This is a genomic window from Streptomyces sp. NPDC055815, from assembly GCF_053616475.1.
In genome coordinates, this window is the sequence record NZ_JBSHDU010000003.1 from 186,575 (window position 1) to 206,330 (window position 19,756).

The window sequence follows — 19,756 nt, forward strand, 5'->3', positions numbered from 1 at the left end:
GTGAAACAGGTTGTGCAGAACTACAAGAGCGGCGAGCTGGCGGTTCTCGACGTGCCGGTGCCGGGGTGCAAGCCGGGGGGTGTGCTGGTCCGCACGGCCTACTCGCTGATCTCCACCGGGACCGAGCTCATGAAGGTGTCCGAGGCCGGCATGTCGATGCTGGGCAAGGCCCGCTCGCGTCCGGACCAGGTGGCGAAGGTCATGCAGAGCGTCGCCACCAACGGGGTGCCCGCCACGTACCGCAAGGTGATGGGCAAGCTGGACTCGTACACGCCGCTGGGCTACTCGCTGTGCGGGGTGGTCGAGCAGGTCGGCGCCGGGGTCGACGACGTGAAGGTCGGCGACCTCGTGGCCTGCGCCGGCAACGAGCACGCGCTGCACGCCGAGCTGAACTGGGTGCCGAAGAACCTCTACACCCCGCTGCCGGACGGCCTCGCGCCCCGGCACGCGGCCTTCGGCACGGTCGGGTCGATCGCGCTCCAGGGCGTCCGCCAGGGCGAGCCGCAGCTCGGCGAGGTGGCCCTCGTGATCGGTCTCGGTCTCATCGGGCAGCTGGTGGTGCAGCTCCTCACCGCCTCGGGCGTCCGTGTCGTCGGGGCCGACCCGGACCCGGCGCGCTGCGAGCTGGCCGAGCGCCTCGGCGCCGCGGCCTGCGGTGATCCCGCGTCCCCGGCCGTGGAGGCCGCCGTCGTCGAGCTCACCGGCGGTCACGGCGTGGACCAGGTGTATCTGGCGGCCGGCGGGGGCAGCAACCAGCCCGTCGAGCTGGCCGCCCACCTGAGCCGGGACCGCGGCCGGGTGATCGACATCGGCAAGTGCCGGCTCGACCTGCCGTGGAACGCGTACTACGAGAAGGAACTCGACGTCCGGTTCTCCCGCTCGTACGGTCCCGGCCGCTACGACCCGGAGTACGAGCTGGAGGGGCGGGACTACCCGATCGGCTACGTGCGCTGGACCGAGCGCCGCAACCTGGCGTGCTTCCTCGACCTCATGGCCCGCGGCAGCGTCGACGTGGAGCCCCTGATCTCGCACATCGCCGACTTCGACGACGCCGTCAAGACGTACCAGAGCCTGAAGGACGGCGAACTGAAGGCCGTCGCGGTGCTGTTCCGGTACCCGGACCACGAGGAGGCCGGCGAGACGGAGGCCCCGAAGGTGGCCCTGCCCGAGGTGCGGCGCGGCGACGCGGCGCCCGTCCGGGCCCGGTCCGCCACCTCGCCGGTGCGCCTCGCGTTCGTCGGGGCGGGCAACTACGCCACGTCGATGCTCCTTCCGCACCTGGTGGGACGCGACGGCGTCGAGCTGTCCACGGTCGTCACGACGACGGCGCTGTCGGCGGCCAACGCGCAGCGGAAGTTCGGCTTCACCGAGGCGACCACCGATCTCGACGCCGTGCTCGGCGATCCGAGGATCGACGCGGTGTTCGTGGTCACCCGGCACAGCTCGCACGCCGCACTGACGAAGAAGGCGCTGTTCGCCGGCAAGGCGGTGTTCGTGGAGAAGCCGCTGGCGCTCGACGAGGCGGAGCTGGCCGGGGTCCTCGCCGCGGTGGAGGAGTCCGGCAACGACCGGCTGCAGGTGGGCTTCAACCGCCGGTTCGCCCCGCTGCTGCAGGAGGCCAGGAAGCGGTTCGGGGCCCGGACCGGTCCGGCGAGCCTCCGCTACCTGGTCAACGCGGGCCGGCTCCAGCACGGCAGCTGGTACCTCCAGCAGGGCACCGAGGGCTCGCGGTTCGCCGGCGAGGGCGGGCACTTCATCGACACGGCGAGCTGGCTGCTCGGGGCCGATCCGGTCTCGGTGTACGCGACCGCCGCCCCCGGCAACGAGGACCTCCAGGTCGTCCTGCGCTACCCGGACGGCTCCACCGCCACCCTCAGCTACGTCACCAACGGCGCGCCCGGCTTCCCCAAGGAGACGCTGGACCTCGTCGCGGACGGCAAGGTGCTGCGGCTCGACGACTTCGTCCGGGCCTCGGTGCACGGTCCCGAGAAGTGGGTCAGCTCGCGGCTGCCCAAGGCGCGGGACAAGGGCCAGAACGCCGAACTGGCCGCGTTCGTCAGGGCCGTGCGGACCGGCGGGCCGATGCCGGTGCCGCTGGAGTCCCTGGTCGCCACCACGGCGGCCACCCTCGCCGTACAGGCCGGCCTGGCCGCCGGTGCGCCGGTGACCCTGGCGGGGGCGCGATGAGCATGAGCGCGGGCTGGTACCTGCGGCGGCTCTCCCGGATGGGGCCGCGGGAGGTCGGCGGCCGGGTGGGCGACACGCTGCGCAGGCGCCGCTGGCGCTCGGCACGCCCGCAGTCCCCGGCCGTGGCCGGAGCCCGGTTCACCGCGGTGCTGCCCGCGGGGACGCTCGGCGCGGTGCCGCCGGACGCCGCGAAGCGTCTCGTCGCCGAGGCGGACCGGCTGATGGCCGGACACGCCGAGTACTTCGGGGTCGAGCGGGACGACCTGGTCGACCCGGACTGGTTCCTCGACCCGAAGACCGGGCGGCGGGCTCCTTCGGGGTACGCCTTCGACGTGCCGTACCGGGACGAGGAAGCGTCCGGGGACATCAAGCAGATCTGGGAGCCGTCCCGGCACCAGTACCTCACCGTGCTCGCCGCCGCCTACGCGGTCACCGGGGACGAGCGGTACGCCGAGCGCGTGGCCGAGCACCTGCGGTCCTGGTGGGCGGCCAACCCGCCGCTGCGGGGCGTGCACTGGATCAGCGGCATCGAGCTGGGGATCCGGCTGCTCTCCTGGGTGTGGATCCGGCGGCTGCTCGACGGCTGGCCGGGCGCGGCCGGTCTGTTCGAGGGGAATCCGGTGGCGGTGCGCCAGATCTGGCACCACCAGCGCTGGCTGGCCGCGTTCCCCAGCCGGGGTTCCTCGGCGAACAACCACGTCATCGCCGAGGCCGCCGGGCAGTTCGCCGCGGCCTGCGCGTTCGGCTGGTTCCCCTCCTCGGCGCGCTGGCGTGCCGACGCGCTGCGCTCCCTCGAACGGGAGCTGCGTCGCAACACGTTCCTCTCCGGTCTCAACCGTGAGCTGGCCACCGAGTACCACGGGCTCGTCCTCGAACTCGGTCTGGCCGCGCTGGCCGAGGCCGATGCCACGGGTGTGCCGGTCCCCTCGACGGTCCGGCTCGTGCTGCTGCGGATGACCGACGCGCTCGCGGCCGTCGTGGACAACCGGCTGCGGCCGCCGCGCCAGGGCGACGCGGACGACGGGCACGGTCTGATCGTGGACGGCCCGGACACCGACCGCTGGGCCTCGCTGCTGGCCACCGGGGACGCCGTGTTCGGCCGGCTCGACTGGTGGCCGGAGGTCACCGGCACCGATGTGCGCACCCCGCTGCTCGCCGCGCTCCTCCGGCCGTACGCGAGGGGCGGCACCGTGGCGCGCCCGGCGGCCCGACCGGGCCACTTCGCCGACGCGGGCATGACCATCCTGCGGGGTCCCGGTGAGATCTGGGCCCGCTGCGACGGCGGTCCGCACGGCTTCCTGTCGATCGCGGCGCACGCGCACGCGGACGCGCTGTCCGTGGAGGTCCGGCACGACGGGGTCGACGTGCTCGCCGACCCGGGGACGTACTGCTACCACGGGCAGCCCGAGTGGCGGCGGTACTTCCGGTCGACCCTCGGCCACAACACGCTCCAGTGGGACGGCGCCGACCAGTCCGTCTCCGGCGGCCCGTTCCTGTGGACCCGGCAGGCCCGTACCCACGTCCTGGTCGCCGACACAACGGGCATCAGCACGGGCGCGGGCACGGGCGTGGGCGCGGGCGTGGCCCGCTGGTCGGCCGAGCACGACGGCTACGGGCCCGTCGTGCACCGCCGCCGGGTGGAGCTGACCGCCGTGAGCCGGGAGCTGCGGGTGGTCGACGAGGTCCGCGGCGGGAGCGGGCCCGTGCGCCTGGCGTTCCACCTCGGCCCGGCGATCGCCGCGGAGCTGGTGGGGAACCGGGCGGTGCTCACCTGGACCGTGGACGGCGAGGACCGCTCCGCGGTGCTCGACCTGCCCGCGCGGCTGTCCTGGCGGGCGCACCGTGGCGAGACCGAACCGCCGCTGGGCTGGTACTCCCCCGGCTTCGGCCGCAAGGAACCCGCCACCACGCTCGTCGGCACCGGCTTCGCCGACGGGATGCAGGAGTTCACGACCGTACTCGGGTTCGACGGCTAGGGGGGTTCGGTGTTCGACAGGCGGCGCTGGGCGTTGCCGGTGGCGGCGCTCGCGCTGGCCCTGCCGGCGGCGGCCGGCTGCACGAGCACGCCGGACGCGCCGGCGAAGGCCGGAGGTGCGACTTCGGCGTCCGCCACACCCGGCCCGCCCCCGGCCCGGGTGTGCGACAGGCCCGCGGCCGGGCCGTCGCAGGCGCCGCCGGGCGCGGTGACGGTCGACCCCTCGGTCGTCGGTGACCTGGACGCGAAGACCGACGACAACCCCCCGCACACCACCTTCTGGCTGCTGCCGGGCACGCACACGCTCACCTCGGACCCCTACGCCCAGGTCATGGCCAAGCAGGGGAACCGCTACCTCGGCGCGCCGGGCGCGGTGCTCGACGGCCGGAAGACCAACCACTACGCGTTCGGCGGCACCGCCCCCGACGTCACCATCAGCCATCTGACCGTGCAGGGGTTCACCGCGCCGCAGGACGAGGGCGTGGTCAACCACGACATGGCCGACGGGTGGGTGATCGAGCACGCGACGATCCAGCACAACTCCGGGGCCGGGCTGATGGCCGGCGCCCGCCAGCAGCTCCGTGCCAGCTGCGTGCGGGGCAACGGCCAGTACGGCATGAACGGCTACAAGACCGGTGACTCGATCCGCGGCCTGGTGGTCCAGGGCAACGAGATCGTGGGCAACAACACCGACGACTGGGAGCGGCGGCAGCCCGGCTGCGGCTGCAGCGCCGGGATCAAGTTCTGGGCCGTCGACGGCGCCGACGTGCGCGGGAACTGGGTGCACGACAACCGTGGCGTCGGACTGTGGGCGGACACCAACAACAACGACTTCCTCTTCGAGGACAACGTCATCGAAGCCAACGACGGTGCCGCGCTGATGTACGAGACCAGCTACAACGCGATCGTCCGGAACAACACGATCCGGCGGAACAACTGGGTCGAGGGCCGCAAGGAGGCCGAGGGCGGCGACGACTTCCCGTACGCGACGGTCTACGTGTCGGAGGCCGGCGGCGAACCGCGCGTCCGGGCCCGGACGGACAGGATCGAGATCTACGGGAACGTGCTGGAGGACAACTGGAACGGCATCACCCTGTGGGAGAACGCCGACCGGTTCTGCAACAGCCCGGCCAACACCTCGACGGAGTACTGCACGTTGCTGGTGAAGGGCACCGCCCGGTGTGCCCGGCCGGGGATCGCCACCACGCCGCTGTACGACGACTGCCGGTGGAAGACCCAGCGGGTGGAGATCCACGACAACCGCTTCACGCTCGACCCGTCCGTCGTCGGCTGCACGGCGGAGTGCGGCCGCATGGCGGTCCTCGCCAACTACGGCACCACGCCGGACTGGTCGCCGTACCAGGGCGAGCGGGTCGCCGAGGCGATCACCCTCCGGCAGCGGAACCGCTGGTACGACAACGTGTATCGCGGACCGTGGAGCTTCGTCGCCCACGACACGAGCCGGAAGCTCGGCTCCGGGCAGTGGCGGGGCGCGCCGTACGGGCAGGACGCGGGCAGCACCTTCGACGCACAGGCCGGTGGGTGACATGGCCGAACTGCTGAAGCCGGGCGGACCGGACACGGTGGGTACGCGGCCCGGTGCCGTACCGCACCCCGCGGGCACGCCGAAGACCGTGGGGATCATCTGGGCGTTGCTCGCCCTCAACACACTGGGCTCCGCCGGGGCGCAGACCGTGTTCACGATCCCCCGCTCCCTCATCCAGATGGCCACCATGGGCGCGCTGGTCGCCGCGTTCCTGCTGGCGCTCGCGCTCAATCTGCGGCTGCGCGTCCGGCCGAGCGCCTTCGTGTTCCTGCTCACCCTGCTGCTGGTGCCGAGCCTGATCTCCAGCGTGCAGCTGGCCGGGTTCGGCGCACTGTTCCGCTGTACCCGGCTCGCTCTCTTCGTCGGCACGCTGTGGCTGCTCAGCCGCTGGTGGGACGGCGGCCTGACCTTCGTCCGCTACCACATCCGGATGTACTTCGCGGTGCTCGTCCTGGTGGCCGCGGGCCTGGCCGTGTCACCTTCGACGGCCATGCCCGAGTACTACGGCGGACGGCTCGTCGGGGCGCTGTGGCCGCTCACCCCGCCGCAGATCGGGCAGTACTCGGCGGTGATCATCGGGCTCACCGTGCTGCTCCTGCTGGGCCGGCGGACCACCGGGGCCGGAGCGGCGGTGATCATCGTGCCCTCGCTCGTGCTGCTCGCGATGACCCACACCCGGACGGCCACGCTCGGTCTGCTCATCGGCCTGGGTCTGGCGATCGGCTCGCTCGTCCTGACCAGCGCCGCCGCCCGCCGGTTCTTCGCCTGGGCGGTGGTGTGCGCCGCGGTGGCCGCGGTGGTGTTCAGCTCCGCGCTGCGGGCGTGGTTCCTGCGCGGGCAGAGCCAGGAGAACTTCGCCAACCTCACCGGCCGTGCCAAGGTGTGGGACTCCCTGCTCGCGGCGCCCCGGACGACCGGGGAGAAGGTGTTCGGTACGGGTCTGGGCGACAAGTCGTTCGACGGGCTGCCGATCGACAACAGCTGGCTGGCGGTCTACGACGAGCAGGGCCTCCTCGGCGTCACCATCGTGGCGGCGATGATCCTCGTGCTGGGCGGTGTGGCGCTGCTGCGGCCGCCGTCGCTCCCGAGGGCCTGCGCGATCTTCCTGATCAGCTACTGCGCGCTGTCCTCGTACACCGAGGTCGGTCTCGGCGACGCCTCTGCCTATCTGCTGCATCTGACGCTGGCCGCCTCGCTGTTGGTGGCACCCGCCGGGGCCGCGCCCCTGCCGGCCGTCGAGATCCCTCGACGGCGTGTCCCGCGATGGGCCCGGAGGTGACCTGAGCGATGCATGTCCTTGTGGTGCACAACCGCTACTCCTCGGCCCAGCCGAGCGGGGAGAACCGCGTCGTCGACGAGGAGGTGGGGCTGCTGCGCGCGGCCGGCCACCGGGTCGACGTGTTCGAGCGGCGCAGTGACGACATCGCGGCGCGGTCGCTGCTCGGCAAGGCCGCGGTGCCGCTGCTCGTGCCGTGGAACCCGGCGGTCCGTACGGAGCTCGCCGCCCGGCTCCGTGCCGAGCGGCCGGACGTGGTGCACGTGCACAACGTCTTCCCGCTCCTGTCCCCCGCGGTCCTCGCGGCCTGCGCCGACGCCGGGGTTCCCGTCGTCGCCACGCTGCACAACTACGCCCAGGTCTGCCCGCCCGGCACACTGCACCGGGACGGCCGGCCGTGCACCGAGTGCGTCGGGTCGGCGGCGTCGCTGCCGGGGATCCGGCACGGCTGCTACCGGAACTCCCACCTCGCTACGGTTCCGCTCGCGGTCAGCCTGTCGGTCAACCGGCGCCGGTGGTGGTCCGGTGTGGAGCGGTTCTTCTGCATCTCCGCGACGCAGCGCGACCTCCTGGTGCGCTCCGGCATGCCGGCCGAGCGGCTGACGGTGAAGCCCAACTTCGTGCCCGACCCGGGCACGGTCCGTGAGGGCGCCGGGGACCATCTGCTCTTCCTCGGCCGGCTCTCGGAGGCCAAGGGCGTACGGGTGCTCATGACCGCGTGGGACGAGGTCGCCGCGGACGGCGGGGTGGGCGTGCCGCTCGTGCTCGCCGGCTCGGGCCCCATGGAGCCGGAGGTGACCGCGTGGGCGGCGGGCCGGGACGATGTCCGGTACGCCGGCCTCCTGGACCCGGCGGAGTGCCGGCGGGTCACCGCGCGGTCGGTGGCCGTGGTGGCTCCCTCGCTGGCCAGGGAGACCTTCGGCCTGGTGGTCGGGGAGGCGATGGCGGCGGGCGTGCCGGCCGTCGCCGCCGGTCACGGGGGCTATGTCGACCTCGTCGAGGAGGGGGTGACCGGGCTGCTGCACAGCCCGGGCGACGCCGCCTCGCTCGCGTCCGGCCTGCGGCGGATCGCCGTGGACCCGGGGCGCAACCAGGAGATGGGCCGGGCGGCCCGGCGCCGGTACGAGCAGGGGTTCAGCCCCGCCGTCGGCCTCGCACGCCTGGTGGAGGAGTACCGCACCGCGATCGCGGGGCGGTCGGGCGGCGCGCTCGGCGCGCCGCCGGTGGGGAACGACAAGGCCGACTCGCGACGGGTCACCCGCGCGGGCGGAGATGGGGGGCAGGAGAAATGACACGATGCCGACTCTGCGGTTCGGCGGCGCTGGCGAGCGTCGTCGACCTGGGGGCGACACCGCCGTGCGAGAGCTTCCTCGCCGCGGACCGGCTTGACCTGCCGGAGCCCGCGTACCCGCTGCATCTGCGGGTCTGCACCGACTGCTGGCTGGCGCAGATCCCGCCGCTGATCACGCCCGAGGAGACGTTCAAGGAGTACGCGTACTTCTCCTCGTTCTCGACCTCCTGGGTGGAGCACGCGCGGGTGTTCGTCGCCGACGCCGTCGAGCGGGCGGGCCTCGGCCCGGACGCCTTCGTGGTGGAGGTGGCGAGCAATGACGGTTATCTGCTGAAGCACGTGGTGGACCGCGGGATCCGCTGCCTGGGCATCGAGCCGTCGGTGAACGTCGGTGCCGCGGCGCGGGACGCGGGGGTGCCGACGCTCACGGAGTTCCTGTCCCCGGAGACCGGTGCGGCGGTCCGTGCCGAGCACGGCCCGGCGGACCTGGTCGTGGCCAACAACGTGTACGCGCACATCCCCGACGTCGTGGGGTTCACCGAGGGGCTGCGCGCCCTGGTCGCCGACGACGGCTGGGTCTCGATCGAGGTGCAGCACCTGCTGACCCTGATCGAGGAGAACCAGTACGACACGATCTACCACGAGCACTTCCAGTACTACACGGTCGCGTCCGCGATCCGGGCGCTCGCGAGCGGCGGGCTCACCCTGGTGGACGTCGAGCTGCTGCCCACGCACGGCGGCTCCATCCGGCTGTGGGCGCGGCCGTCCGAGGCGGCCGGCGAGCCGACGGCCCGGGTGGCCGAGGTGCTCGACCGGGAGAAGGCCGCGGGGCTCCAGGAGCTCTCCGGGTACGCCGAGTTCTCCGCCCGGGTGGCCAAGGTGCGCCGGGACCTGCTGCGTTTCCTCATCGACGCGGCGGAGCGCGGCGAGACGGTCGTCGGGTACGGCGCCCCGGGCAAGGGCAACACCCTGCTCAACCACTGCGGGATCCGGCCCGACCTGCTCGCGTACACGGTCGACCGCAACCCGTACAAGCACGGGAAGTTCACTCCGGGCACCCGCATCCCGATCCTGGCGCCCGAGCAGATCGCCGCCGACCGGCCGGACTACGTGCTCGTCCTCCCGTGGAACCTGCGGGCCGAGCTGGTCGAGCAGTTGTCCTTCGTGCACGAGTGGGGCGGCCGCCTTGTCTTCCCCATCCCGGAACTGAGCGTGGTCGAGGTGGAGCGATGAAGGTCGTACTGTTCTGCGGCGGTTACGGAATGCGGATGCGGAGCGGCGCCGCCGACGACGTGCCCAAGCCGATGGCGATGGTCGGTCCGCGGCCGCTGATCTGGCACGTCATGCGCTACTACGCGCACTACGGGCACAAGGAGTTCATCCTGTGCCTCGGGTACGGCGCGCACCACATCAAGGACTTCTTCCTCAACTACGAGGAGACGACGTCCAACGACTTCGTGCTGCGCGGCGGACGGACCGAGCTGCTGTCCACCGACATAGCCGACTGGACGATCACGTTCGCGCAGACCGGCATCGAGTCGCCGATCGGGGAGCGGCTGCGCCGGGTCCGGCACCATCTGGACGGCGACGAGATGTTCCTCGCCAACTACGCCGACGTGCTCACCGACGCCCCGCTGCCGGAGATGATCGAGCGCTTCTCCCGGCGGGACGCGGGCGCGTCGATGACGGTGGTGCCGCCGCAGTCCTCGTTCCACTGCGTGGACCTGGCCGAGGACGGTCTGGTGGGGGGCATCACCGCGGTGAGCGACATGCCGCTGTGGGAGAACGGCGGCTACTTCGTGCTCCGCCAGGAGGTCTTCGACCACATACCCGAGGGCGGGGACCTGGTCGCGGACGGTTGCGCCGGTCTGGCCAAGGAGGGCCGGCTCGTGGCGTACCAGCACCGCGGCTTCTGGAAGCCGACCGACACCGTGAAGGAGCGGGCCGCGCTCGACGAGGCCTACGCCCGCGGCGAGCGCCCGTGGGCCGTGTGGGAACAGGACGCCGCGGGGGTGAGGGCGTGATCCGGCTCGGTTCCGGTCGCCTGGACCGGATCGTCGCGGTGGGGGCGCACTGCGACGACATCGCCATCGGCGCCGGCGGCACCCTCCTGACCCTGTGTCACGCGCGGCCCGGCATCCGGGTCGACGCGCTGGTGCTCTCCGGCGGTGGGAGCGAGCGCGAGGACGAGGAGCGGGCCGCGCTCGCCGCGTTCTGCCCGGGCGCCGACCTGCGGCTCACCGTGCTGAAGCTGCCGGACGGCCGGCTGCCGGCGCACTGGGAGGAGGCCAAGGCCGCCGTCGAGGAGCTGCGCGAGCGGACCGACCCGGATCTGGTCCTGGCCCCGCGCACCGAGGACGCGCACCAGGACCACCGCGGCCTCGCGCAGCTGCTGCCCACCGCGTTCCGCGACCATCTCGTGCTCGGCTACGAGATCGTCAAGTGGGACGGCGATCTCGGCCGTCCGACGGCGTACCAGCCGCTGACGCCGGAGGTCGCCGAGGAGAAGGTCCGGCTGTTGCAGGAGCACTACGCCTCCCAGCGGCACCGGCCCTGGTACGACCGGGAGGCCTTCCTCGGCCTCGCGCGCATCCGCGGCATCGAATGCCACGCGCGCTACGCCGAGGCGTTCGCCGTCACCAAACTCACGCTGGATCTCGGCACTTTCACCCTGGGGGAATGAACCTTGCGCGTACTGCTGACCGGACACCAGGGCTACCTGGGCACCGTGATGGCCCCGGTCCTCGCGGCCGCCGGACACGAGGTCGTCGGCCTCGACTCCGGCCTGTTCGCCGACTCCGTCCTCGGCCCGCTGCCCGCGGACCCGTCCGGGCACCGGGTGGACCTGCGCGACGTCACGGCCGAGCACGTGGCCGGGGTGGACGCCGTGATCCACCTGGCCGCGCTCTCCAACGACCCGCTGGGCTCGCTGGCGCCGGAGCTCACCTACGACATCAACCACCACGCGTCCGTCCACCTGGCCCGGCTGGCCCGCGACGCCGGGGTGCGGCGCTTCCTGTACGCGTCGACCTGCTCGGTCTACGGGGCCGCCGGCGGCGACGAGCTGGTGACCGAGGACGCCCCGCTGCGCCCGGTCACTCCGTACGCGGAGTCCAAGGTGCGGGTGGAGGACGACCTGCACGCGCTGGCCGACGGCGACTTCACCCCGGTGTACATGCGCAACGCCACCGCCTTCGGCTACTCCCCCAGGCTGCGCGCCGACATCGTGCTGAACAACCTGGTGGGCCACGCCCTGCTGTCCGGCGAGGTCCTCGTCCTCTCCGACGGCACCCCCTGGCGTCCGCTCGTGCACGCCGCGGACATCGCGAAGGCGTTCACGGCCGCGCTGACGGCGCCGCGCGAGGCCGTGCACGACCGGGCGTTCAACATCGGCAGCGAGACCAACAACGTCACGGTCGCGGAGATCGCCGAGCAGGTCGCCGAGGCGGTGGACGGCGCGAAGGTGCGGATCACCGGGGAGAACGGCGCCGACCCGCGCTCGTACCGGGTGGACTTCGCCCGCTTCCGCGCCGCGATCCCCGGCTTCGACTGCGAGTGGACGGTGCGGCGGGGCGCGCTCGAACTCGCCGAGGCGTACCGCGAGCACGGTCTGACCCGGGAGGCCTTCGAGCAGCGGTTCACCCGTCTCGCCGTGCTGCGCGCGGCGTCCGACGCGGGCACCGTCGACGAGACCCTGCGGTGGCGCCGGTGACCGCGCCCGGTGAGCAGATGTACGAGCTGGTGGAGCGGCTCTACCCGCTCTGCCGGTCCATCACCGGCGACGGTGTGCGCGCCACCCTGGACATCGTCGGCGAGTACATCCCGCTCCAGGTGCACGAGGTGCCGACCGGGACGCAGGTGCTCGACTGGACGGTGCCGCAGGAGTGGAACATCCGGGACGCGTACGTCGCGGACTCCACGGGCCGGCGGGTCGTCGACTTCGCCGCGTCCAGCCTGCACGTGCTCGGCTACAGCGTGCCGGTGTCGGCGACCATGCCGCTGTCCGAGCTGCGGGACCACCTGCACACGCTGCCGGACCAGCCGGATCTCGTGCCGTACCGCACCAGCTACTACCAGCCGGCCTGGGGGTTCTGCCTGGCCCAGAACACCCTGGACGCACTGCCGGACGGCGACTACGAGGTGCGGATCGACTCCACCCTGGAGGACGGGCACCTCACCTACGCCGAGCACGTGGTCCCGGGGCAGGTCCCGGACGAGGTGATCGTCTCCTGCCACGTCTGCCACCCGTCGCTGGCCAACGACAACCTGGCCGGCGTCGCGGTGGCGACGTTCCTGGCCCGGGAGCTGGCGGAGCGGAAGCCGTACTACACGTACCGGTTCCTGTTCGCGCCCGGCACCATCGGGGCGATCACCTGGCTGGCCCGCAACAGGGAGCGGATCCTTGGGGTATCCCCTGCTCGAGCGGAGCCGAGAGCTCGGGGAAGTGTGAAGCACGGGCTCGTGCTGGCCTGCGCGGGCGACTCGGGCCAGGTGACGTACAAGCGGAGCAGGCGCGGTGACGCGGAGATCGACCGGGTGATGGGGTACGTCCTGGCCGCCTCCGAACGCCCGCACCAGGTCAAGGAGTTCACTCCGTACGGCTACGACGAGCGGCAGTTCTGCTCGCCCGGCTTCGACCTCGGCGTGGGCTCGCTGTGCCGGACCCCGTACGCCGGCTATCCCGAGTACCACACCTCGGCGGACAACCTGGACTTCGTCTCCCCCGAGGCGATGACGGACACCCTCGCCGTCTGCCGCGAGGCGTTCGACGTCCTGGACCGCAACCGGCGGTACGTCAACCTCAGCCCGTACGGCGAACCACAGCTGGGACGGCGGGGGTTGTACGAGTCGCTCGGCGGCCGCAGCGACGCGAAGGAGGCCCAGATGGCCATGCTCTGGGTGCTCAGCCTCTCCGACGGCGAGCACAGTCTGCTCGATGTCGCCGAGCGGTCCGGGCTGCCGTTCGACACCGTCGCCGTCGCCGCCGACGCCCTGGGCGCCGCCGGGCTGATCAAGGAATGACGCCGATGACCACCGAGGAGGAGGAGAAGCCGGCGGCGCGGCGGACCGGCAGGCGGGCGCTCGTCGGCCGGCTGTCCTGGGGCCTCGCCGACCAGGCGGCCTCCAGCATGTCCAACTTCGCGGTGGGCATCTACGTGGCCCGCTCCCTCGGGGTGACCGCGTTCGGTGTGTTCAGCCTGGCCTGGGTGACGTACGGCGTGGTCCTGAACGTCTCCCGCGGGGTGGCCACCGACCCGCTGGTGGTGCGGTTCAGCGGGGTGCCGACCGCGCCCTGGCGCACCGCGGTGGCCCGGTCGTCGGGCGCCGCGCTCGGCGTCGGGGCCGCCGTCGGCGTGGGGTGTCTGCTCGTCGGCCTGGCCCTCGGCGGCAGCGTGGGGCCCGCGTTCGTCGCCCTGGGCGTGGTCCTGCCGGGGCTGCTGCTCCAGGACGCCTGGCGGTTCGCCTTCTTCGCCGCCGGCGCCGGGAAGAAGGCGTTCGTCAACGACCTGGTGTGGGGCGTCGCGCTCGTCCCGGCCATGGTGGTGGCGCACCACGTGGGCAGTGTGGCCGCCTTCATGCTCGCCTGGGGCGCGTCCGCCGCGGTGGCCGCGGCGTACGGCCTGGTCCAGTCCGGGATCCGGCCCCGGCCGGGCGAGGCGCTCGGGTGGCTGCGCGAGCAGCGCGATCTCGGCTCCCGGTACCTCGTCGAGAACGTCAGCCTCAGCGGCGCGGGCCAGCTGCGGGCGTACGGACTCGGCGCGATCGCCGGGCTCGGCGCGGTGGGCGCGGTCCGCGGCGCCGAACTCCTGCTCGGCCCGTTCCTCGCCCTCCTGATGGGCCTGTCCCTGGTCACCGTCGCGGAGGCGGCGCGGGTCCTCAAGCAGGCCCCGCACCGGCTCGGCACCTTCTGTCTCGTCCTCGGCGGCGGGCAGGCCGCCGCCGCGGTGCTCTGGGGCGCGGCGCTGCACGTCGTACCGGAGGGCATCGGCGAGTTCGTGCTCGGCGACGTCTGGCCCTCCGCCGCGAAGCTCATCATCCCGGTCACCCTCGGCCTCGCGGGCGCCGGCCTCGGCACCGGCGCGGCGGCCGGGCTGCGCGCGCTCGGCGCGGCCCGGCGCAGCCTGCGCGCCCAGTTGTTCGCCTCCGTCTGCTACGCGGGCGGCGGCCTCGGCGGAGCGGCCGCGGCCGGCGCGGCCGGCTCGGCCTGGGGCGTCGCCGCCGCGACGCTGGGCAGCTCGACCGTGTGGTGGCTGCAACTGCGGTCCGCCCTGCGCGAGCACCACCGCAACTCCCTTCCCGAAGTGAGGACCTCATGACCGCCCGACCCAGGCTGACCATCGGCCTGCCCGTCTACAACGGCGAGGAGTACCTCGCCGAATCGCTCGACGCCCTGCTCGGTCAGACCTACGAGGACTTCGAGCTGGTCATCTCCGACAACGCCTCGACCGACGGGACGCAGGAGATCAGCCGCGCGTACACGGCGAAGGACTCACGCGTCCGGTACGTCCGGCTGCCCCGGAACGTCGGTGCCACGCCGAACCACAACCGGGTGTTCGCCGAGTGCCGCACCGAGCTGTTCAAGTGGGCCTCGCACGACGACCTGTACGCCCGGGACCTGCTCCGCCGCTGTGTGGAGGCCCTCGACGAGCACCCCGACGTGATCCTCGCCCACGCCGACCAGGCCGTCATCGACGAGGACGGCCGGGTGAAGGTCCCGTACGAGTACGGGCTCGCGACCGCCTCGCCGCACGCGCCGGTGCGCTTCCGCAGCATGCTGTTCGAGCCCGGCGGCGACGACTTCTACGGGGTGATACGGACCGATGTGCTGCGCCGGGTGAAGCCGCTCGACAGCTACCACCACGCGGACCGCACGTTCGTCTGCGAGATCGGGCTGCACGGGCGCTTCCACCAGGTGCCGGAGCTCCTCTACTTCCGCCGCGACCATCCCACCCGCGCCGAGCGGGCCAACCCGTCCAAGCGTTCCCGGTGCGTCAACCTGGACCCGCGGCGGGCCGGGGCGCTGCACCCGACGCCCCGGCTGCTCGCCGAGTACGTCTGGGGTTTCATCGACGCGATCCGGCGGGCGCCGCTGTCCGCCGCCGACCGGCGCGCCTGCTACCGCCACCTGGTGGAGTGGGCGACCAGCCGGGCCAGGCCCAGCGCCGGCGAGCGGGTCGAGGACCGCGCCCCGGTCGACCCGGCCCGGCTCACCCTCTCCGTCGACGACCTGGTCGCCGGCCGCGAGGGCGGGCGGGCATGACCTCCCGGAACCGGATTCCGATACGGGTCGGGGTGTTCGGACTGCTCGGCTCCGGAAACCTCGGCAACGACGGGTCGCTCGAAGCGATCCTCGGCTACCTGCGCGCCGAGCACCCCGAGGCGGTCGTGGACGCGCTGTGCGGCGGGCCCGAGGTCGTCTCGGCCCGCTTCGGGATCCCCGCGACACGGCTGAACTGGTACCGCGGGGAGTACCGGACGGCCTCGCGTGCGGGCTCGATCGCTTCGAAGGCCGCGGGCAAGTTCGTCGACGTCTTCCGCACCGCCGCCTGGGTGCGCCGGCACGACGTGGTGATCGTGCCGGGCATGGGCGTACTGGAGGCCACGCTGCCGCTGCGGCCGTGGGGCTTCCCGTACGCGCTGTTCCTGCTCTGCGCGTCCGGCCGGCTGTTCGGGACCCGGGTCGCGCTGGTCAGCGTCGGCGCCGCCGCGATCCGCAACCGGCCGACCCGGGTCCTGGTGCGCTGGTCGGCCCGGTTCGCCACGTACCGCTCGTACCGGGACACCCAGGCCCGCGACGCCATCCGGGCGATGGGCGTGGACACCGCGCGCGACGAGGTCTACCCCGACCTCGCCTTCTCCCTTCCGGCCGTGCCGTCCTCCGGGCTCCCGGCGTCGCCGGGCCCGGTCTGCGTCGGCGTCATGGCCTTCCACGGCGGGAACGACGACCGCGACCTGGCGGAGGAGATCCACCGGCGGTACCTCGACGGGACGATCCGCTTCGTCCGCGCGCTCGTCGAGGACGGCAGGCCGGTCCGGCTGCTCACCGGCGACGCGGTCGACGCGCCGGTGGTCGACGCGATCCTCGACGCGGTGGACTCGCCGCTGGTCACCGCCGCCGAGGCGTCCTCGCTTGCCGACCTGATGAAGGAGCTGGCGGCCGCCGACAGTGCGGTGGCGATCCGGTACCACAACCTGATCTGCGCGCTGAAGGCCGGCACTCCGGTGCTCGCGGTCACCTATGCGGCGAAGAGCGAGGCGCTCATGGACGGGATGGGCCTCGGCGCGTACTGCCATCCGGCGCGCGAGGTCGACGCCGACCGGCTGCTCGACCAGTTCCGCGCGCTGGAGGAGCGTTCGGCCGAACTGCGCCGGATCCTCGCCGAGCGGAACGAGGACGCCGTCCTGCGCCTGAGACACCAGTTCACCGCCCTGACCGCGGCTCTGTTCCCGACGACCGACGACCGCCCCACCCACCCCCACGCTCACGCTCACGCTCGGCAGGAGACTCCATGAAGGCCACCCAAGTCCCGGCGATCGCAGGGGCGTTCCTGTTCGAGCCGACGCCGCACGCCGACGAGCGCGGCTTCTTCTGCCGCACCTTCGACGCCGACGTGGTCCGCTCGGTGGGCCTCGACCCGAACGCCTTCCTCCAGGACAGCGTGTCCCGCTCGGTCCGGGGCGTGCTGCGCGGTCTGCACCTGCGCTCGGGCGCGGGCGAGGCCAAGCTGGTGCGCTGCTCGTACGGGAGGATCTTCGACGTCGTCGTCGACCTGCGGGCGGACTCGCCGACCTACCGCAACGTGGCCACCTTCGAGCTGTCCGGCGAGACGCAGGCGACCCTGTACATCCCGGCGGGGTGCGCGCACGGCTTCCAGGCCCTGACCGAGACCGCCGACACCTCGTACCGGATCGACCGTCCGCACGATCCGGCCGAGGACGTGACCATCGCCTTCGACGACCCGGAGCTCGCCGTCCCCTGGCCCCTGCCCGTCACCTCGATGTCCCTGCGGGACCGGGAGGCGCCGCGCCTCGCCGAGGCCCTGAAGCACGCGGAGAAGTGAGGCCGGCATGGACACCGAGGAGTTCCTCCTGCCGCGGTCGCGGACGGCGAACGAGCGGCTGCACGCCCTGATCCCCGGCGGCGCGCACACCTACGCCAAGGGCGACGACCAGTACCCGGAGCACCTGGCCCCGGTCATCAGCCACGGCCGCGGTGCCCATGTGTGGGACGTCGACGGCAACCGCTACATCGAGTACGGCTCCGGGCTGCGGTCGGTCAGCCTCGGCCACGCCCATCCGCGCGTCGTCGAGGCGGTGCGGCGGGAGATCGACCGGGGCAGCAACTTCGTCCGGCCGTCGATCCTGGAGGTCGAGGCGGCGGAGCGGTTCCTGGCGACGGTGCCGACGGCCGAGATGGTGAAGTTCGCGAAGAACGGCTCCGACGTCACCACCGCCGCGGTACGGCTCGCCCGCGCCGTCACGGGACGCCCGCGGGTGGCCATCTGCGGCGACCACCCCTTCTTCTCCGTCGACGACTGGTTCATCGGCACCACGCCGATGTCCGCCGGCATACCGGTGGCGACCAACGAGCTCACCGTCTCGTTCCCGTACGGGGATCTGGCGGCCACGGAGGAGCTGCTGACCCGGTATCAGGGCGAGGTCGCCTGCCTGATCCTCGAACCGGCCGGGCACACCGAGCCGCCGCCCGGCTATCTGGCGGGCCTGCGCGAGCTGGCCGACCGGCACGGCTGCGTCCTGGTCTTCGACGAGATGATCACCGGACTGCGCTGGTCCGAGGCGGGCGCCCAGGGCCTGTACGGCGTCGTCCCCGACCTCTCCACATTCGGCAAGGCGCTGGGCAACGGGTTCGCGGTGTCCGCGCTCGCCGGACGCCGTGAGCTGATGGAGCGGGGCGGGCTGCGCCACTCCGACGACCGGGTGTTCCTGCTGTCCACCACCCACGGCGCCGAGACCCACTCGCTCGCCGCCGCGATGGCGGTCCTCGAGACCTACGTCGAGGAGGGCATCACCGCGCGGCTGCACGCCCTCGGCGAGCGCCTGGCCGCCGGTGTCCGCGAGGCGGCGGCCGGCATGGGCGTCGGGGACCACGTGGTCGTACGGGGCCGGGCCAGCAATCTGGTCTTCGGCACCCTCGACGAGGAGCTGCGGCCGTCGCAGGAGTACCGCACCCTGTTCCTGCGCCGGCTCCTCGCGGGCGGGGTGCTCGCCCCTTCGTTCGTGGTGAGCAGCGCGCTGGACGAGGCCGACATCGACCGCACGGTCGACGTGGTGGCGGAGGCGTGCGCGGTGTACCGGAAGGCGCTGGACGCCGGGGATCCGAATCCCTGGCTGGCCGGGCGGCCGGTGAAGCCGGTGTTCCGGCGCCTGGCCTGACGGGACGTCGGCGGCATGTCGCCAGGGGGCGGTGCGGGTGACGTGACATCGGCGGCGTGTCCTCAGGGGCGGTGCGGGTGACGTGACGTCAGCCGGGCCGCCCCGGGGCGCCGTCGGCGGTCCTGTCGATCAGCCAGGCCGTCACCGGCACCACCACGAGGGCGGTGCACAGGCCGCCCACGGTGTCGGTCGGGTAGTGCGCGCGCGTCACCACCTGCGCCCAGCCCATGGCGGCGCCGGCGACGAGCGTCGTGGCGAGCACGAGCAGGGTGCCGGCCGTCCTGCCGAGGCCGAGGCGGCCCGTGGCGAGGAGCGCCACCACGAGGGCGAGCGCGGTGAGGAAGGCGGTGTGCCCGCTCGGGAAGGACAGGTTGTCGCCGTTGATGGTGCGCCCCACCAGGGACTTGAGCACCTTCGTCGCCGCCACGCTCAGACCGGAGCCGACGACGACGAGCACCGCCGTGCGGGGCCACCGGAGCAGCAGACAGGCCGTCACGACGGTCACGATCGAAAGGACCGCTCCGGCGGGTTCGCCGAGGAAGTCGAGGGCCTCGGCGGCGTACCACCAGGGCGGCCGCACATCCTCCAGCACCGGCTGGATCCATACGTCCACCGTGGCGGGATGGGTGTGGCCGGCGTACCGGATGCCCAGCACGAGGAGCGCCAGGGCGGCGAGGCCCGCGATCGGCCCGAGCGCTGCGGGTGCCGAACTGCCCGTCACGGGCCCGCCGCGCCCGCTCGGTGTGTGGTGGTGCCCCTTGTTGTCCGGCGATTCCACGCGAGCCCCCCGTCGTGTCCGACCTCTTCGTCACCCTAACGAACGAGCGCGGCGGGGTTCGCCGCGACCGCCCGAGGAGCGGCGAAATCCGGCCATCCCGGAGATAATCCTCTTTAGGGGGACTTTGACATTATCTTCACCTACGGGGTACATTTACGCCGTACGTATCCGCTATAGACATGGCTGGCGGTTCGGCCGGTTTATAGCTCTTGCCGGACATGAGTATGAGGTCGGCCTTCTCGGCCGTAACCCTCACCATCGCCGGTCGACGCCGGCGACTGATGCCGCAGCAGGACGGACGACCCTCG

16 protein-coding genes are annotated in these 19,756 nt (G+C 72.8%); 15 read left to right on the top strand and 1 reads right to left on the bottom strand.

The window, feature by feature from the left end:
• The 15 genes from ACWGN5_RS03975 to ACWGN5_RS04045 are packed head-to-tail and all read left to right on the top strand — an operon-like array spanning position 1 to position 18,670.
• The gene (locus ACWGN5_RS03975; RefSeq protein ID WP_453511058.1) at positions 1-2,187 is read left to right on the top strand and encodes a bi-domain-containing oxidoreductase; all 2,187 of its coding nucleotides are present in this window, start codon (positions 1-3) and stop codon (positions 2,185-2,187) included.
• A complete protein-coding gene (locus ACWGN5_RS03980; protein ID WP_453511059.1) occupies positions 2,184-4,163 on the top strand; it encodes an alginate lyase family protein in 1,980 nt (659 codons plus the stop codon). The genes ACWGN5_RS03975 and ACWGN5_RS03980 overlap by 4 nt, the downstream gene beginning before the upstream one ends.
• Positions 4,164-4,172: 9 nt before the next feature.
• On the top strand, positions 4,173-5,708 hold the full coding sequence (locus ACWGN5_RS03985) for a right-handed parallel beta-helix repeat-containing protein (protein ID WP_453511061.1): 1,536 nt from the start codon (positions 4,173-4,175) through the stop codon (positions 5,706-5,708).
• Position 5,709: 1 nt separating this feature from the next.
• Entirely contained in the window at positions 5,710-6,987 is a 1,278-nt protein-coding gene (locus ACWGN5_RS03990; RefSeq protein ID WP_453511062.1) for an O-antigen ligase domain-containing protein, read from the top strand.
• Positions 6,988-6,995: 8 nt separating this feature from the next.
• Positions 6,996-8,276: a glycosyltransferase gene (locus ACWGN5_RS03995; protein WP_453511064.1), complete on the top strand. Its 1,281-nt coding sequence runs from the start codon at positions 6,996-6,998 to the stop codon at positions 8,274-8,276.
• Positions 8,273-9,508 carry a class I SAM-dependent methyltransferase gene (locus ACWGN5_RS04000; RefSeq protein WP_453511065.1) on the top strand — a complete coding sequence of 412 codons (1,236 nt, stop codon included), beginning with the start codon at positions 8,273-8,275 and terminating at the stop codon, positions 9,506-9,508. Before ACWGN5_RS03995 ends, ACWGN5_RS04000 begins: the two co-directional genes overlap by 4 nt.
• Positions 9,505-10,299, top strand: a complete 795-nt coding sequence (locus ACWGN5_RS04005; RefSeq protein WP_453511066.1) for a glucose-1-phosphate cytidylyltransferase — start codon at positions 9,505-9,507, stop codon at positions 10,297-10,299. Before ACWGN5_RS04000 ends, ACWGN5_RS04005 begins: the two co-directional genes overlap by 4 nt.
• Positions 10,296-10,958, top strand: coding sequence for a PIG-L deacetylase family protein (locus tag ACWGN5_RS04010; protein WP_453511067.1), 663 nt, complete (start codon positions 10,296-10,298; stop codon positions 10,956-10,958). Before ACWGN5_RS04005 ends, ACWGN5_RS04010 begins: the two co-directional genes overlap by 4 nt.
• Before the next feature lie 3 nt (positions 10,959-10,961).
• Positions 10,962-11,987: an NAD-dependent epimerase/dehydratase family protein gene (locus ACWGN5_RS04015; protein ID WP_453511068.1), complete on the top strand. Its 1,026-nt coding sequence runs from the start codon at positions 10,962-10,964 to the stop codon at positions 11,985-11,987.
• Positions 11,975-13,297 carry a DUF4910 domain-containing protein gene (locus tag ACWGN5_RS04020; protein ID WP_453511069.1) on the top strand — a complete coding sequence of 441 codons (1,323 nt, stop codon included), beginning with the start codon at positions 11,975-11,977 and terminating at the stop codon, positions 13,295-13,297. Before ACWGN5_RS04015 ends, ACWGN5_RS04020 begins: the two co-directional genes overlap by 13 nt.
• A 5-nt stretch (positions 13,298-13,302) precedes the next feature.
• Positions 13,303-14,592 carry a hypothetical protein gene (locus tag ACWGN5_RS04025; RefSeq protein ID WP_453511070.1) on the top strand — a complete coding sequence of 430 codons (1,290 nt, stop codon included), beginning with the start codon at positions 13,303-13,305 and terminating at the stop codon, positions 14,590-14,592.
• Complete coding sequence (locus tag ACWGN5_RS04030) at positions 14,589-15,536, top strand: glycosyltransferase family 2 protein (RefSeq protein WP_453511071.1); 948 nt, start codon at positions 14,589-14,591, stop codon at positions 15,534-15,536. Before ACWGN5_RS04025 ends, ACWGN5_RS04030 begins: the two co-directional genes overlap by 4 nt.
• Positions 15,533-16,789 (top strand): polysaccharide pyruvyl transferase family protein, encoded by a 1,257-nt coding sequence (locus ACWGN5_RS04035; RefSeq protein WP_453511073.1) that lies wholly within the window; start codon positions 15,533-15,535, stop codon positions 16,787-16,789. Before ACWGN5_RS04030 ends, ACWGN5_RS04035 begins: the two co-directional genes overlap by 4 nt.
• On the top strand, positions 16,786-17,337 hold the full coding sequence (locus ACWGN5_RS04040) for a dTDP-4-dehydrorhamnose 3,5-epimerase family protein (protein ID WP_453511074.1): 552 nt from the start codon (positions 16,786-16,788) through the stop codon (positions 17,335-17,337). The genes ACWGN5_RS04035 and ACWGN5_RS04040 overlap by 4 nt, the downstream gene beginning before the upstream one ends.
• A gap of 7 nt (positions 17,338-17,344) precedes the next feature.
• The gene (locus tag ACWGN5_RS04045; RefSeq protein ID WP_453511076.1) at positions 17,345-18,670 is read left to right on the top strand and encodes a glutamate-1-semialdehyde 2,1-aminomutase; all 1,326 of its coding nucleotides are present in this window, start codon (positions 17,345-17,347) and stop codon (positions 18,668-18,670) included.
• A gap of 88 nt (positions 18,671-18,758) precedes the next feature.
• Here the strand turns inward: ACWGN5_RS04045 and ACWGN5_RS04050 are convergent, their stop codons facing one another.
• A complete protein-coding gene (locus tag ACWGN5_RS04050) occupies positions 18,759-19,391 on the bottom strand; it encodes a phosphatase PAP2 family protein (protein WP_453511158.1) in 633 nt (210 codons plus the stop codon).
• Positions 19,392-19,756 lie beyond the last annotated feature (365 nt).